This window comes from Planococcus sp. TJ-301 (genome assembly GCF_058268475.1).
This window is the reverse complement of the sequence record NZ_JBZDOH010000001.1, coordinates 1,706,410-1,721,187: the sequence shown is the minus strand read 5'-3', so window position 1 is coordinate 1,721,187 and position 14,778 is coordinate 1,706,410. Positions and strand designations below refer to the sequence as shown.

The following is a 14,778-nucleotide window of genomic DNA, read 5'->3' as shown; positions in this document are numbered from 1 at the left end:
CCCCTTTTTTTCAATAGGGGAGGTTTGGCATGAAGTATTTTTTGAAAAGTCTAGTTAAAACGATTCCTGTGCTATTGCTGATTACGCTAATCGTTTTTTTGCTGGTTCGTGTCACAGGAGATCCGGTGTCGCTGATGCTGCCTGAAACAGCAAGTGATGCAGAACGGGATTCCTTGCGGGAAGCGATGGGATTCAACGACCCGCTGCCAGTGCAGTACCTTAATTATTTGGGAGATTTGGTAACTGGCGATTTCGGTGATTCGTTCCGGTACAATACCGATGCGCTGAATCTTATTCTTGAAAGGCTGCCGGCGACGATTGAACTGGCTATTGCGTCGATGATTGTCGCCATTGTCATTTCGGTTCCGCTCGGAATCCTGTCTGCTGTTAAACGGAACAGCTTTTTCGACCTTTTCATTACGGGCGGAGCGGTTTTGGGGAAAGCGATGCCGAACTTCTGGCTTGGAATCATGCTGATCCTGCTGTTGTCCGTAACTTTTCAATTCTTCCCGGTTTCCGGCAGGGGGACATTAGGGCATCTTGTTTTGCCGGCGCTGACGCTCGGTACGGGCATCGCGGCAGAAATGACCCGACTGATCCGGTCGAGCATGCTGGAAATTTTAGGCCAAGATTTTATCCGCACAGCCCGAAGCAAGGGGCTGGGTGAATCGATTATCGTCAATAAGCATGCGTTCCGAAATGCGCTGATTCCTGTGGTGACGATCATGGCTTTACAAACTTCTACATTGATCGGCGGCACGCTGATCACAGAAACGGTATTTGCGTGGCCGGGGCTTGGCCAATTGCTGGTCCAGTCGGTCAACCTGAGGGATATGGCTGTAGTACAAGCGGCCACTTTCATCATCGCTATTTTTGTTATTTTAAGCAATTTGATTGCGGATTTAGTGTATCGTCTACTGGATCCACGCATTAAATACGATTAAAGGAGGTCAGGGCATTGACGGGAATAACAGAACCAATTGCAGATGAACAAAAAGTCAAATCCCAGTCCTCCTTGAAGAGGCTCGGGAAGAGACTGCTGCGAAGCAAAACGGGCATGATTGGCGTGATCATTGTGGTGGGCGTTGTGCTAATGGCCATTCTTGCGCCATTATTGACTGATCATGATCCCGCTAAGACGGATGTGATAAACCGCCTGCTTCCACCGTCTTGGCTGGAAGGGGGCAATACGGAATTTTTGTTGGGGACGGATAATCTGGGGCGCGACATATTGAGCCGCATCATTTACGGATCCCGCATATCGTTATTAATCGGAATCAGCGCCGTTTTGCTGGCAGGTGCCATCGGCATGGCGCTCGGATTAATCGCTGGCTACTACGGAAAAGTATGGGATTTCATCATCATGCGGACAGTTGATTCACTGCTGGCAATCCCGAATATATTGTTCATGCTAATCATTCTCGCAGTCATGGGGCCAAGCCTCATTACGCTGATACTGGTGCTCGGGGGCACATCTTGGGTCGTCTATGCGCGAATGGTCCGAAGTGAGACGCTCAGCATCAAAGAACGTGATTATGTACGGTCCGCAAAAGCGATCGGAGCGAAGGATTTCAGAATTATCATGAAATACATTTTGCCAAACGTCATTTCCTCGTTTATCGTAATTGCCACACTCAATGTTGCTACGACAATCATATTGGAAGCGAGTTTGAGTTTCCTTGGCTTGGGCATCCAGCCGCCGGATGTTTCATGGGGGCTGATGTTGAGCGATGGTCGTGAATATATTGCGACCAGCTGGTGGGTAGCCACTTTCCCGGGTATCGCCATCACCGTAACAGTACTGGGAGTCATTTTCCTTGGAGACTGGCTGAGAGATGTGTTGGATCCGAAAATCAAAGATTAATGGAAGAAGGTGGCTTGGTTTTGAATAATAGCCTTTTAAAAGTAGAAAATTTGAAAGTCCGCTTTAAAACGGAAGATGGTTATGTGTCTACTGTAAATGGAGTCACTTTTGATGTTGAAAAAGGTGAAACCTTGGCTATTGTGGGAGAGTCCGGCAGCGGGAAAAGTGTAACTTCGCTTGCTTTAATGGGGATTCTTCCAGCGAATGGGGAAATTTATGAAGGCAAGGTCAGCTTTGAAGGCAAGGATTTGAGGAATTTAAGCAAAAAACAATACAGGGAATTGCGTGGCAAAGAAATTGCCATGATTTTTCAGGAACCGATGACCGCATTGAATCCTGTTTTTACAATCGGTTATCAATTAAGAGAGACCTTGATATTGCATTATCAGATGTCGAAAGAACAGGCGCAGAAAAAAGGCGTGGAAATGCTTGAGACAGTTGGCATCCCGGATGCTGAAAAAGTGATGGGCAGGTTTCCCCATCAGCTTTCAGGGGGGATGCGCCAGCGCGTTATGATTGCGATGGCGTTGTCTGGAAATCCGAAGCTGCTGATTGCGGATGAACCGACTACCGCGCTCGACGTCACCATTCAAGCACAGATTCTGACATTGTTACGCAATTTGAAAGAGAAATCGAATACCAGCATCATGATCATCACGCACGACCTGGGAGTGGTGGCTGAACTTGCAGATCGCGTCATCGTGATGTACGCGGGAGAAGTGGTGGAAGAAGCACCGATTTACGAGCTGTTTGAAAATCCGCTCCATCCATACACAAAAGGATTGATGGCATCCATTCCGAAAATCCATGATGTGGTGGATGAATTGTATTCTATAGAAGGAACAGTACCGAACCCGGCTGATATGCCGCCAGGCTGTAAATTTTTCCCGCGCTGTCCGATAGGGGATATCGAATGCACGAAAATCCATCCCCCATTAGAATACGTTTCAGAAAAACACGCGAAGCGATGCATAAAAGTTTAGGGGAGGGGGAATCATATGAACGCCGTCGAAGATCAGGTTATTATGGAAGTGAAAAACCTTAAAAAACATTTTGATATGTCTAAAGGTTTTATCAAAAAAACGAAAACCATTGTCAGAGCTGTGGATGGCTTGAACTTTAAAGTATACAAAGGCGAAACATTGGGTATTGTAGGGGAATCAGGATGCGGGAAATCGACGACCGGTTCCTTGATGCTGGGGCTGCTTGATGCAACAGAAGGCCATATCTATTTTCAGGATCAGGATATCGCCGGCATGACGAAAGAGGAACTTCGCAAGGCCAGGCGCGACCTGCAAGTGATTTTTCAAGATCCCTATTCATCCTTGAATCCAAGGATGACAGTTGAAGAACTGGTCGGGGAGCCTTTGCTGGTCCACGGCTTGGCTTCAGGCAAAGAATTGAAGAAACAAGTAAGTGAATTGTTGAAGCTCGTTGGTTTGCGGGAACATCAGATGAAACTATATCCCCATGAATTCAGCGGCGGGCAACGGCAGCGGATAGGAATAGCACGGGCATTGGCATTAAAGCCGAAAGTGATTGTCTGCGATGAAGCCGTGTCTGCGTTGGATGTTTCCATCCAGGCGCAAATCCTCAATCTGCTTAAAAAGTTGCAAAAGGAAATGGATTTGACTTATATTTTTATAGCACATGGTTTGCCGGCGGTGCGCCATATTAGCGACCGCATTGGCGTCATGTATTTAGGGAAAATGGTGGAGCTGGCGGGCCGGGATGAATTATTCGAACACCCCCTGCACCCATATACACATGCTTTGCTGGATTCTGTTCCGATTCCAGATCCGCGGCTGCGCAAAGAGCATCAATTGATCAAAGGGGAAATTCCAAGCCCGAGCAATCCGCCATCGGGGTGTCCGTTCCACCCGCGATGCCCTTATGCCCAAGCAAAATGCGAAATAGAAATGCCCGAATACCGGGAAATCTTGCCGGCTCATTTTGTTGCTTGCCATTATCCGCTAGTGAACGAAGATACAAATGTATTGCCGCACGTTAAAAAAGTTAAGTAAGAAGGTGCACATCATGAAAGTCCGAATTGGGGCAATCGGTCCTCCAGACTCTCTGCAAATCATAAGGGAAGTCGCCCAACTGGATTCGAGGATTGAATTGGTTGAGTTCGAGTATTTCGGTTCTGAGCAATTGCCGGGGATCCTTTCCAAACATCGCTTTGAAGTAACGCAATGGATCTTTTCAGGGCAGACGCCGTATTATTATTGCCTGGAAAAAGGCTTGATAACGGAGGAGGAGGCGTCTTATCCTCCTCTCCACGGCATGGCACTGCTCGGCACCTGCCTGCAAGTGATGCAGGAGCATGGCCGTTTTGTTTCACATATGAGTCTGGATACGGTAGATGAGGACATAGTCAAATCGCTTTTCTCTGAATACCATTTGAATAAAATAAATTTCGAATTGTTGTCATATCAGGGATACAAAGACTACGACGAAATTATTAATTTTCATTTCCAAAATTACCAGGCTGGAAAAGCGGAAGTGGTATTGACCTGCCTATTGAAAGTGTATTTGGCATTGAGGAAGCTGGGGATCCCATGCTATAGAGTGGTGCCTTCAAAATTAGCGATCAAAACAGTGTTGGATCTGCTCGTTTCACGCGCTCAAAGCCATGTCTATGAGAAGCAGAAAGTGGTCATTATCGGTTTTCAATTGGTCGAAGGCGGGCGAGCTTGCAAAAAGACGGTCTATGACTTTGCCGAAAAGCAGAAAGAGCTTGAACTGGAGCTTGAACTGCTGCAAATTGCGAGGAAATTGAATGGGTCTTTGATAAACCGTGGCGGCGGTGTGCATTTCATTTATGCCACCCAAGGGGATTACGAATTATTGATAGCTGAGCGCCCGTTTTCAAAATTGGTGAATGAAATCACTATGCGGACCGCTTTGGATTTCCATATTGGAATCGGCTCGGGATACACGATCCATGACGCTGAACAACATGTCCAACGGGCTTTTGAATACGCCAATGAAGAAAACAGCGAAAAAATCATATACGTTGATGAAGAAGGAATCAACACCGGTGCTCTTGATACGGACAATGCGAATATTTTGCCGAATTTGAAGCTTCCGGTATATTGGGAAGCTGTACTGAAAACACATGGCTACCGTGAAAATATCCCGATGAAAGTTTATCAATACGTAAAATTGAAAAATATCCCGTATTTCAGCAGTGAAATGATGTCATCGCTTTTGAAAAACACAGACCGCAATTCAAGGAGGATATTAAGCGAACTGGAACAGATGGGGCTGATTCGCAGCCTTAAAGAAGATTTGAACCAAGGTAAACGCGGAAGGCCAAAAAAAGTCTACGAGCTGGTCCTTGGCGCAGAAAAATGAATGCGTGTGAAAAAGCCCAAATGGGGCTTTTTTTTTATTAAGGCGAAAAATGGATCGTTTTCGATTTTTAATGAATTTGCTATTTTGGATTTGGATAAACCCGAATCAGAGGAAGAAAGCGGAGTTGATTGCCTGTTGTGAAAACAAAAAGCAAAATTGCGAAACCCTTGAGAAGGAGAAGTGCGCAACGATTTAACGCTCATCCGCCGAAAGGTCGAAAGTTTTGTGGAATAGATACGTAAAGATTAACAGTTTAATTCTTTGGAGTGGTTAAATGTTCTTACAAGACATAATACTATAGTAGTATATTTGTTGAAGCGCAATTCGAGCAACTACTTTACGCTATAATTCCTTTGCTATTTGAGTTAAACTATTGCCTATGTCAGAAGAAAAGGAAGATTTGAATGAAGAAGAAAAGTTTGACTGTAAAAGTAATTGCCGGATTGATATTGGGAGCCCTTACAGGATTGCTCATCAATCTGTTTGCGCCTGACGCTTTTGATAATTTTAATACATACTTGTTCGTACCGCTTGGCCAAATCTTTTTGAGCTTGATCAGCATGCTGGTCGTGCCGCTTGTATTCTTTTCAATTATCCTTGGAACCTCGGGGCTTGGCGATCCAGCGAAACTTGGCCGGATCGGCTTTAAAACAATCACTTATTTTCTCGTGACAACTACGATTGCTATAGTAATTGGCCTTGGCCTGTCCGCAATCGTCCAACCTGGACTCGCAGGAGACTTTGATCTGGAAACCGCAGAATTCGATTCGGAAGAAGCGCCTTCTGTCGCAGAAACATTACTGAACATCATTCCGAAAAACCCGCTTGAAGCGCTGACAAACGGCAATATGCTGCAAATCATCGTCTTTGCTGTGTTTATCGGCTTGGCGCTTACAGCGCTTGGCGAACGAACGAAAGGGATAGTAAATCTCATCGAACAAGGCAATGACATTATGATGTATCTTGTCGGCATCGTAATGAAGTTCGCTCCTTATGGAACATTTGGTCTGATTGCGACAGCTATCGGGTCACAGGGGCTGTCTGCCATTAAAGCGATGAGCGCATACATGTTGGTAGTCTTAGCTGCATTATTCATCCACGCCGCTTTCACCTACGGCGGAACGATTGGGTTATTGGCGAAGAAAAACCCAATCTGGTTTTTCAAGAAGTTTGCCCCTGCAATGAGTGTGGCATTTAGTACGTCTAGCAGTACAGCGACTTTGCCTGTCTCTATGGATGTTGCCCAAAAACAGTTGGGTGTACCTAAATCGATAAGTTCGTTTGTCCAGCCGCTTGGCGCAACGATCAACATGGATGGCACGGCCATTATGCAAGGCGTCGCGACAATGTTCATCGCGCAGGCCTATGGCGTCGATTTAACGATGACTCAATTGGCGACAGTTGTCTTAACTGCCGTCTTGGCAAGCATCGGAACTGCGGGTGTACCAGGCGTCGGTTTGATCATGCTGGCGATGGTGCTGGGCAGCGTCAATCTTCCGGTAGCTGGAATCGGTCTTGTGCTCGGGATCGACCGTTTGCTTGATATGACTAGAACCGCAATCAATATTTCAGGCGACGCAGCCTGTGCCGTATACGTAGCGGAAACGGAGAAAAACCGTACCGAAGCAATTCAGGAACAGGAAGTCAACGCGTAATTGAATAATAAAACCGAATCCCTCTTTTCTCCAGCCTGGAGTAGGCATGGCGGAAAAGGGGGTTTTTTATTTTACCCGTCTGCTGCGATGTGATCCCGCCAAACTGCGGTTTCACAGCGTAGGTATCTGAATGAAAGAAAAAATAAGCAGATTGCTTTACACAGCATACCCCTAAGGGTATATTATATTTGGCTACTCTAAACAATAGGAAAAGGGGAATCATTTATGTTATTACGATATTTCTATGATGATAAATTAGCGCACGCATCTTATGTCGTAGGCTGCCAGGCAACTGGGGAAGCAGTAGTGGTAGACCCGATGCGCGATATTAACCCATACGTTGAACTTGCTAAAAAAGAAAAATTGAAAATTGTCGGAGCGCTTGAAACTCATATCCACGCAGATTTCGTTTCCGGTTCCCGCGAATTGGCTGACCGTTTCGGAACTAAGATGTATATTTCGGATGAAGGCGACAAGGATTGGAAATACCAGAACACAGATAATCTCAGCCACCAACTATTAAAAGATGGCGATAAATTCAGTATCGGCAATTTAATCTTTGAAGTGATGCATACTCCTGGCCATACGCCGGAAAGCATCTCATTTATCTTGACTGATACAAAAGCAGCCGATTTGCCATTGGGAATCTTCACAGGTGATTTTGTCTTTGTCGGTGACGTCGGCCGTCCGGACTTGCTTGAAAAAGCGGCAGGCATCCAAGGCACTTCAGAATCTGGAGCTAAAGAGATGTTCAAATCAATCAAACGCTTTAAAGAGCTTCCGGATTATTTGCAAGTCTGGCCGGCACATGGTGCAGGAAGTGCTTGCGGTAAGTCAATAGGCGCAATGCCTTCAACTACCGTCGGTTACGAAAAGCTCTTTAACTGGGCTATGCAATTCAAAGATGAAACTTCCTTCATGGAAGAATTGCTGGCAGGGCAGACAGAACCGCCGTATTATTTCGCGGTCATGAAATCGGTCAACAAAGTGGGTCCAGAGTTGATTGCTAACTTGCCCGAACTGAAACCGATCGATCGATTCGCCGATATCAAGAACTTGTTGAAACAAGGCGAACAAGTCTTGGATTTGCGCCCGGCGGATGCTTTTAGCCAAGGGTTCATTCCAGGGACCATCAACATCCCGTTCAATAACTCATTCACGAACTGGGCAGGGTGGGTCGTGGATTACAAAAAACCGGTATACATTCTGGTGAATCCCGAATCGCTTGACGAAGTGGTCATCGCTTTGCATTCAATCGGCATTGACCAAGTTCTTGGCTATGCGGATGCAGACACGGTTGTCGGCCAAGCGGACAGCTTGGATAAATACGATAACGTGACCATTGAAGAAGCAAAAGAAATGATCAATAATGGCGAAGCTAATGTACTCGACGTTCGAAATAAAACGGAGTATGATGAAGGACATATTGAAAATGCCATCCACATCATGGTGGGCACATTGAAAAACCGTCTGGAAGAAGTCGATGCCAGCAAGACAGTCATCGTCCATTGCCAAAGCGGAGCGCGCTCGGCGATTGCAGCGAGCCTGCTGAAAGCGAACGGCTTTGATAACATCGTCAACATGCCAGGCGGCTATTCGAAATGGTCGATTAGAGTAAAAGCGTAACTAACAGGATAAATCGAACCGCCGGAACTATTCCGGCGGTTTTAAGATGCAGAGGGGCAGGTGAATGGATATGGCAATACCGATTACTCTACTGGCGCTGCTGCTTGCAGGCTGCGGATACCGCAGGTTCATGCCGCTTCGCGGAATGAAAAAAGAATGCCTCGAAGATGTGGATTCCAAGTCTTTGACGATTCTGGATATCCGCCCTTACAATATCTCGCATGGAGAAGTGCCGGAAGCTATGAACTTGCCATTTTCTTATTTAATGCGCAGCCATAAGGAAATTCCGGATCAGCCTATACATTTACTGGCATCGGACGCAATCGAAAAGAATTTGGGCGCGCGCTTTCTGCAGAAAAAAGGCTTTAATGTAGTGAGCTACAGCTTAACTGGACAAAACAGCAACGGCGATATTCGCGTGCCGTGCAATTGATCAAAAGGATTCCATCCCACCCGATGGAATCTTTTTTTGTTTTCTGGAAAATCTTCACATTGACAAGGGTGAAACAGCGATGTATATTTTGTGTAACCGGTTACACACGCATTAGGAATGGAGCCAGTACAATGACAACCATCAGAGACGTGGCAAAAAAAGCTGGGGTATCCGTAGCGACAGTTTCCCGTTTTCTTAATAACAGCGGCTATGTCAGTACGGACGCAGCAAAAGCTGTTGCTTCAGCAGTTGAAGAATTGAAATACGAATTGAATCCAGTTGCCCGGTCGCTGAATACCAAACAGTCGAATTTGATCGGTTTGATATTGCCAGACATCACTAATCCGTTTTTTCCGGAACTGGCAAGGGCGGTTGAAGATGTTGCATTGACTTACGGCTACACTGTGATCTTATGCAACTCGGATGAAGATCCGGAAAAAGAGAAAAATTATTTGAATACATTAAAGAAAAAATACATTGCCGGTTTTATTGTGACGTCGAACCAGCTGGATGCTCCACATTACGCGAATATGACCTTGCCGATTGTGGCACTTGACCGCGCAATCAACGACAAAATACCAACCGTTTCTTCCAATAACCGGGAAGGGGCGGCGATGGGCACAAATGCACTTCTGGAAAGAGGCTGCAAAAACATCCTGTTTTTAAGAGGCCCGGGTGAGCTCAACCCAGCGAATGACCGCTATGAAGGGTTTATGGATGCCATCAAAGCAGCGGGCGCTGATTACCATGTGGCGACATCTCCGTTCCATTTCGCGGATTCGCAAAAAATCACGGATGAATTCTTACGGGCGCATAAAGAAATTGACGGCATTTTTGCCAGCAGTGATGTCTCGGCGGCAGGAGCATTGAAAGCGGCGGTGACGCTCGGCATCAAAGTACCTGAAGAATTGCAGATTGTCGGCTTTGATGGAATTGCAATGGGCGAGATGTTATCGCCCGGCCTTTCAACAGTGGCACAAGATGTTTATAAAATGGGAGCGATTGCAACGCGGGTCTTGATCAAGCGGATTGAAAACCAGCCCGTTGACCAGCATTTCTACGAAGTGCCGGTGCAATTGAAGCTTCGCGGGACAACAAAGGGAGTGGCAGAATGATTACAGTAGTGGGCAGTGTGAATATGGATTTGGTCGTACGGGCAAATCGCTTTCCAAAGCAAGGGGAGACAGCGTTAGGCGATTTGTATACGACTGTACCGGGAGGCAAAGGAGCCAATCAGGCAGTTGCGGCTGCGCGGCTTGGTGAAGCCGTGCAAATGATCGGAGCGGTCGGAACGGACGCTTTCGGGGATGAGCTGCTGAAAGGTTTGGCTGCTGAAAACATAGATATCGGCTTGGTGAAGCGTGTCGCAGGCACAAGCGGAATTGCGAATATTCTATTGTCTGAAGGCGATAACCGCATCATCGTCGTACCAGGCGCAAATCACGCCATCGAAGCGCACGAACTAGAGGCATTTGAATCCAAGCTCGCAGCAAGCGGCATCGTCATCTTGCAATTGGAACTTCCGATTCCAGTCGTCCAGCAGACGCTGGAAATTTGCCATAGGCATAATGTGCCGACCATCTTGAATCCGGCGCCAGCTGATGCTTTTACAAAAGAACTCCTGCCATACGCCACTTATTTGACGCCGAACGAAACAGAGGCAGAAGAAATCTTCGGTGCGGAATGGGAGCGGGAAATTGAGCAATACCCGAACCGCCTGATTGTCACCTTAGGCAAAGAAGGGGCAAGATATTTTGACGGCCACAAGCATATCCAGGTAAAAGGTTTTGAAACACAAGCGATTGATACAACAGGCGCAGGTGATACGTTCAACGGAGCGTTCGCTGTGGCGTTGGTGGAAAACATGCCATTTGCGGAAGCAGTGCGCTTTGCCAATGCGGCTGCATCGTTATCGGTGGAAAAATTCGGAGCGCAAGGCGGAATGCCATCCCGGCAGGAAGTTCTGAAGCGTATGGGAGATAACCAAACATGAAAAAACATGGCATGATCAACCGTGACATAGCGGCAGCGCTTGCGGCCTTCGGACATACAGACCTTCTCGTCATTGCCGATTGCGGTTTGCCGGTACCGAAAGGGGTTCCATGCATCGACTTATCCTACCGCATCGGCGAACCTTCTTTCCTTACGGTGCTACAGGCGGTCCTGGAAGATTTCGAAGCGGAAGCCGGGTTTATTGCCCGGGAAATAACAGAAGAGAATCCTGAAGTTGAAACAGGTGTTTTAGAGCAGGTCAATGCCGCATACATTACGCATGACGAATTGAAGAAAATGAGTAAAGAGGCGAAGCTGATCATCCGGACGGGTGAAGCGACGCCATACGCCAATATTGTTCTTCGTTCTGGTGTGATCTTTTAAAAAAGGCAGGTGAATCCCAATGATTAAAATGACCAATATATCGAAGTCATTCAACGGCAACCAAGTATTGAAGAATGTACAGTTTTCATTGGAACCTGGAGAAATCCATGCATTGATGGGGGAAAACGGCGCAGGCAAATCGACGCTGATGAAAATACTGACGGGCATTTACTCGCGCGACAGCGGAACGGTGGAAGTAAAAGGCAAGGAAGTCCATTTCACGTCGCCGAAGCAAGCGGAAGAAGCTGGGATAGCTGTAATACATCAGGAGCTGAACATCCTCCCGCATTTGTCGATTATGGATAATATGTTTTTAGGGAATGAAGAGACATTCGGCCGCACTGGAATCATCAGAACTAAAAAAATGGAACAGAAAACGAAAAAAGCGCTTCTGGACCTGGGCCTGGATATCGATCCGGCAGCACCGGCAAGTTCGTTGTCCGTCGGCCAGCAGCAAATCGTGGAAATTGCGAAAGCGCTGGCTATTGAAGCAGAAGTGATTGTCATGGATGAGCCGACAGCGGCGTTGACAGATCGCGAGATCGATACCTTGTTCGCGACGATTCGTGAATTGCAAGAGCGCGGCGTATCATTCATCTACATTTCACATCGCATGGAAGAAATCTTTTCGCTTTGCGATCGTATAACGATTTTGCGGGATGGCGAGTATGTAGGGGACAAGCGGATATCGGAAACATCGTTTGAAGAAATCGTCCAGATGATGGTCGGCCGCGAGCTCGGCGAACGTTTTCCGCAGCGCAATGCCGAGATCGGCGATGTAAAGCTGGCAGTAAAAGGCTTGAGCCGCAAGGATTGCTTTGAAGATGTCAGTTTTGAAATCCGCCGGGGCGAAGTGTTGTCGATCGCCGGTTTGATGGGCGCAGGGCGCACCGAAGTGGCGCAGTCGCTTTTCGGCTATAAGAAAGCGGATTCAGGGACAGTCGAATTTGATGGGCAGGTTGTAAAAATAAAAACTCCAAAACAAGCGAAGGAATTGGGCATTGGCTATATAACGGAAGACCGCAAGAGTGAGGGGCTGATCGTCGATTTCACCGTCGAAGAAAACGTCAGTCTGACCAATTTCTCTGCGATTTCGAAAAACGGCCTGATTTCCAAAACAAAAGAACGCTCGTTGTACGACAGCATGGTCAAACGCTTGGGCATCCGAACGTCAGGGCCGCAGCAGACGGCAAAATCCTTAAGCGGCGGAAACCAGCAGAAAGTGGTCATTGCCAAATGGCTGGGGATCGAACCCGAGCTGCTGATTCTCGATGAACCGACGCGCGGCGTCGATGTCGGAGCCAAAAAGGAAATCTATTCAATCATCAACAGCCTTGCAGAACGCGGAGTTGCGATATTGATGATTTCCTCGGAACTCCCTGAAGTCATCGGGATGGCGGATCGCGTGCTGGTCATGCACGAAGGAAAAGTAGCGGCTGATTTGCCAAAAGCCGAAATGACCCAGGAACGAATTATGCATTTTGCTGCAGGAGGCGGGAACCATGAAGTTAAAGAACACTAATCAATCTTTATTACAAAAAATCGGTCCATTTATCGGATTGATTGTTATTGTCCTAATATTTTCGATTTTAGAGCCTGGATTCCTATCCGTAAACAATTTGCTCAATGTGCTGAGACAAGTTTCCTTTAACGCGTTGATTGCATTCGGTATGACTTTTGTTATTTTGACTGGAGGCATCGATTTATCGGTCGGCTCTATCTTGGCGCTGACCGGTGCTGTGAGCGCAGGCTTGATTGCGAGCGGCATTGATCCGATTTTGGCAATGCTTGCGGGGCTGCTGCTCGGAGCTATCCTTGGCGCAGTTAACGGTGTCATCATTGCAAAAGGGAAAGTGGCGCCATTCATCGCGACTCTTGCCACAATGACCATCTACCGGGGGCTGACGCTCGTCTACACGGAAGGCCGTCCGATTTCCGGGCTAGGCGACAATGTGGCGTTCCAGATGCTTGGCAAAGGCTATTTTCTTGGAATCCCGATTCCGGTTGTCACCATGCTGATCAGCTTCGGAATTTTGTATTTCATTTTGAAGAAAACGACTTTCGGCCGCCGCGTTTATGCGGTCGGCGGCAATGAAGAAGCTTCCATCTTGTCGGGCATCAACACAGACCGCATCAAAATTTATGTCTACTCGCTGACGGGATTATTATCGGCTTTGGCGGCGCTCATGCTGACTTCCCGTTTGAACTCGGCGCAGCCAACCGCGGGAGAGATGTTCGAGCTTGATGCAATTGCAGCGGTCGTCCTCGGCGGTACCAGTTTAACCGGCGGGCGCGGATGGATTGTCGGAACATTGATCGGCGCGTTGATTATCGGCGTATTGAATAATGGCTTGAACATTATTGGGGTAACCTCCTTCTTCCAGCAAGTGGTGAAGGGTGCAGTAATATTATTGGCGGTCTTATTGGACCGTAAAAAAACAGCATAGGGAGTGTTGAGAAATGAAAAAGGTTCAATTATTGTTGGTGTTGTTGGCAATGCTTATTTTGGCAGCGTGTTCAATGGAAGCCCCAGGCTCTGGGTCTGAAGAAGAGGAAGGCGGCGGAGAATCAAGCGGGGAATTCAAAATCGGATTCTCGATTTCTACATTAAACAACCCGTTCTTCGTCACATTGAATGATGGCGCGGAAGCGAAAGCGGAAGAACTTGGCGCTGAATTGTCGGTTGTAGATTCACAGGACAATGCTTCAAAACAAGCAAGTGACGTAGAAGATTTGATCCAGCAAGGCGTGGATTTGATCATGATTAACCCGGTTGACTCGGAAGCGGTAACGGCTGCAGTGGAATCAGCGAACTCGGCTGGCATCCCAGTTATTACAGTTGACCGCAGTGCAGCTGGCGGCGAAGTAGTTTCACACATCGCTTCGGATAATATTGCTGGCGGTGAAATGGCAGGAGAATTCCTTGTGTCATTGGTCGGCGAAGGTGCTTTAGTTGCTGAACTTGAAGGGGTACCAGGATCTTCTGCTGCAAACGAACGCGGTGAAGGTTTCAACAAAATTGCAGCAGACAGCTTGGAAGTGGTTGCTAAACAAACAGCTAACTTCAACCGTTCAGAAGGATTGACTGTTATGGAGAACATTCTTCAGTCGAACCCTGACATTACGGGTGTGTTTGCCCATAATGACGAAATGGCTTTAGGGGCTCTTGAAGCGATTGAAGCTGCAGGAAAAGACATTACAGTTGTCGGCTTTGATGCAACTGATGATGCTGTGAAAGCAGTGGAAGAAGGCCGTTTGGCAGGAACGATTGCGCAGAAACCGCAAATGATTGGTGAAATGGCAGTTGACGCTGCAGTGAAGTCGCTTAACGGCGAAGAAGTGGAAGCATCAATTCCAGTTGAACTGGAATTGATTAAAGAATAACGAAAGCCTGGCATCGTGAAAACGCGATGCCTTTTTTATTTGGGCAGGTCTGAATAGGCGCCTTTGGTGAAGGGCTTTGT

The 14,778-nt window shown here is 47.2% G+C and carries 14 protein-coding genes; all 14 read left to right on the top strand.

Going from position 1 to position 14,778, the window contains the following annotated elements:
• Positions 1-29: 29 nt before the first annotated feature.
• The 14 genes from AC4EHJ_RS08475 (at position 30) to rbsB (ending at position 14,698) form a co-directional block, all read left to right on the top strand.
• A complete protein-coding gene (locus AC4EHJ_RS08475; RefSeq protein WP_490975123.1) occupies positions 30-944 on the top strand; it encodes an ABC transporter permease in 915 nt (304 codons plus the stop codon).
• 23 nt (positions 945-967) lie between these two features.
• Positions 968-1,864, top strand: coding sequence for an ABC transporter permease (locus tag AC4EHJ_RS08470; protein ID WP_490975638.1), 897 nt, complete (start codon positions 968-970; stop codon positions 1,862-1,864).
• A gap of 20 nt (positions 1,865-1,884) precedes the next feature.
• Positions 1,885-2,847 (top strand): ABC transporter ATP-binding protein, encoded by a 963-nt coding sequence (locus tag AC4EHJ_RS08465; protein ID WP_490975122.1) that lies wholly within the window; start codon positions 1,885-1,887, stop codon positions 2,845-2,847.
• Between the two features lie 15 nt (positions 2,848-2,862).
• Positions 2,863-3,888: an ABC transporter ATP-binding protein gene (locus AC4EHJ_RS08460; RefSeq protein ID WP_490975121.1), complete on the top strand. Its 1,026-nt coding sequence runs from the start codon at positions 2,863-2,865 to the stop codon at positions 3,886-3,888.
• Between the two features lie 13 nt (positions 3,889-3,901).
• Positions 3,902-5,224 carry a hypothetical protein gene (locus tag AC4EHJ_RS08455; RefSeq protein WP_490975120.1) on the top strand — a complete coding sequence of 441 codons (1,323 nt, stop codon included), beginning with the start codon at positions 3,902-3,904 and terminating at the stop codon, positions 5,222-5,224.
• A 404-nt stretch (positions 5,225-5,628) separates the two neighbouring features.
• Positions 5,629-6,879 (top strand): dicarboxylate/amino acid:cation symporter, encoded by a 1,251-nt coding sequence (locus AC4EHJ_RS08450; protein WP_490975119.1) that lies wholly within the window; start codon positions 5,629-5,631, stop codon positions 6,877-6,879.
• Positions 6,880-7,104: 225 nt separating this feature from the next.
• On the top strand, positions 7,105-8,505 hold the full coding sequence (locus AC4EHJ_RS08445; RefSeq protein WP_490975118.1) for an MBL fold metallo-hydrolase: 1,401 nt from the start codon (positions 7,105-7,107) through the stop codon (positions 8,503-8,505).
• Between the two features lie 64 nt (positions 8,506-8,569).
• Positions 8,570-8,938, top strand: coding sequence for a rhodanese-like domain-containing protein (locus AC4EHJ_RS08440; RefSeq protein ID WP_490975117.1), 369 nt, complete (start codon positions 8,570-8,572; stop codon positions 8,936-8,938).
• A gap of 131 nt (positions 8,939-9,069) precedes the next feature.
• Positions 9,070-10,053, top strand: coding sequence for a LacI family DNA-binding transcriptional regulator (locus AC4EHJ_RS08435; RefSeq protein WP_490975116.1), 984 nt, complete (start codon positions 9,070-9,072; stop codon positions 10,051-10,053).
• Positions 10,050-10,931 (top strand): ribokinase, encoded by an 882-nt coding sequence (gene rbsK, locus AC4EHJ_RS08430; protein ID WP_490975115.1) that lies wholly within the window; start codon positions 10,050-10,052, stop codon positions 10,929-10,931. Before AC4EHJ_RS08435 ends, rbsK begins: the two co-directional genes overlap by 4 nt.
• Positions 10,928-11,314, top strand: coding sequence for a D-ribose pyranase (rbsD, locus tag AC4EHJ_RS08425; protein ID WP_490975114.1), 387 nt, complete (start codon positions 10,928-10,930; stop codon positions 11,312-11,314). The genes rbsK and rbsD overlap by 4 nt, the downstream gene beginning before the upstream one ends.
• A 19-nt stretch (positions 11,315-11,333) precedes the next feature.
• Complete coding sequence (locus AC4EHJ_RS08420; protein ID WP_490975113.1) at positions 11,334-12,836, top strand: sugar ABC transporter ATP-binding protein; 1,503 nt, start codon at positions 11,334-11,336, stop codon at positions 12,834-12,836.
• Positions 12,817-13,761 (top strand): ABC transporter permease subunit, encoded by a 945-nt coding sequence (locus AC4EHJ_RS08415; RefSeq protein ID WP_490975112.1) that lies wholly within the window; start codon positions 12,817-12,819, stop codon positions 13,759-13,761. The genes AC4EHJ_RS08420 and AC4EHJ_RS08415 overlap by 20 nt, the downstream gene beginning before the upstream one ends.
• A 13-nt stretch (positions 13,762-13,774) precedes the next feature.
• Positions 13,775-14,698, top strand: a complete 924-nt coding sequence (rbsB, locus tag AC4EHJ_RS08410; protein ID WP_490975111.1) for a ribose ABC transporter substrate-binding protein RbsB — start codon at positions 13,775-13,777, stop codon at positions 14,696-14,698.
• Positions 14,699-14,778 lie beyond the last annotated feature (80 nt).

Excerpts from the sequence above, each read along its gene's own strand:
- AC4EHJ_RS08475 (WP_490975123.1), top strand. The coding sequence starts at position 30 with ATGAAGTATTTTTTGAAAAGTCTAGTTAAAACGATTCCTGTGCTATTG.
- AC4EHJ_RS08460 (WP_490975121.1), top strand. The coding sequence starts at position 2,863 with ATGAACGCCGTCGAAGATCAGGTTATTATGGAAGTGAAAAACCTTAAA.
- AC4EHJ_RS08455 (WP_490975120.1), top strand. The coding sequence starts at position 3,902 with ATGAAAGTCCGAATTGGGGCAATCGGTCCTCCAGACTCTCTGCAAATC.
- AC4EHJ_RS08450 (WP_490975119.1), top strand. The coding sequence starts at position 5,629 with ATGAAGAAGAAAAGTTTGACTGTAAAAGTAATTGCCGGATTGATATTG.
- AC4EHJ_RS08445 (WP_490975118.1), top strand. The coding sequence starts at position 7,105 with ATGTTATTACGATATTTCTATGATGATAAATTAGCGCACGCATCTTAT.
- AC4EHJ_RS08440 (WP_490975117.1), top strand. The coding sequence starts at position 8,570 with ATGGATATGGCAATACCGATTACTCTACTGGCGCTGCTGCTTGCAGGC.
- AC4EHJ_RS08435 (WP_490975116.1), top strand. The coding sequence starts at position 9,070 with ATGACAACCATCAGAGACGTGGCAAAAAAAGCTGGGGTATCCGTAGCG.
- rbsK (WP_490975115.1), top strand. The coding sequence starts at position 10,050 with ATGATTACAGTAGTGGGCAGTGTGAATATGGATTTGGTCGTACGGGCA.
- rbsD (WP_490975114.1), top strand. The coding sequence starts at position 10,928 with ATGAAAAAACATGGCATGATCAACCGTGACATAGCGGCAGCGCTTGCG.
- AC4EHJ_RS08420 (WP_490975113.1), top strand. The coding sequence starts at position 11,334 with ATGATTAAAATGACCAATATATCGAAGTCATTCAACGGCAACCAAGTA.
- AC4EHJ_RS08415 (WP_490975112.1), top strand. The coding sequence starts at position 12,817 with ATGAAGTTAAAGAACACTAATCAATCTTTATTACAAAAAATCGGTCCA.
- rbsB (WP_490975111.1), top strand. The coding sequence starts at position 13,775 with ATGAAAAAGGTTCAATTATTGTTGGTGTTGTTGGCAATGCTTATTTTG.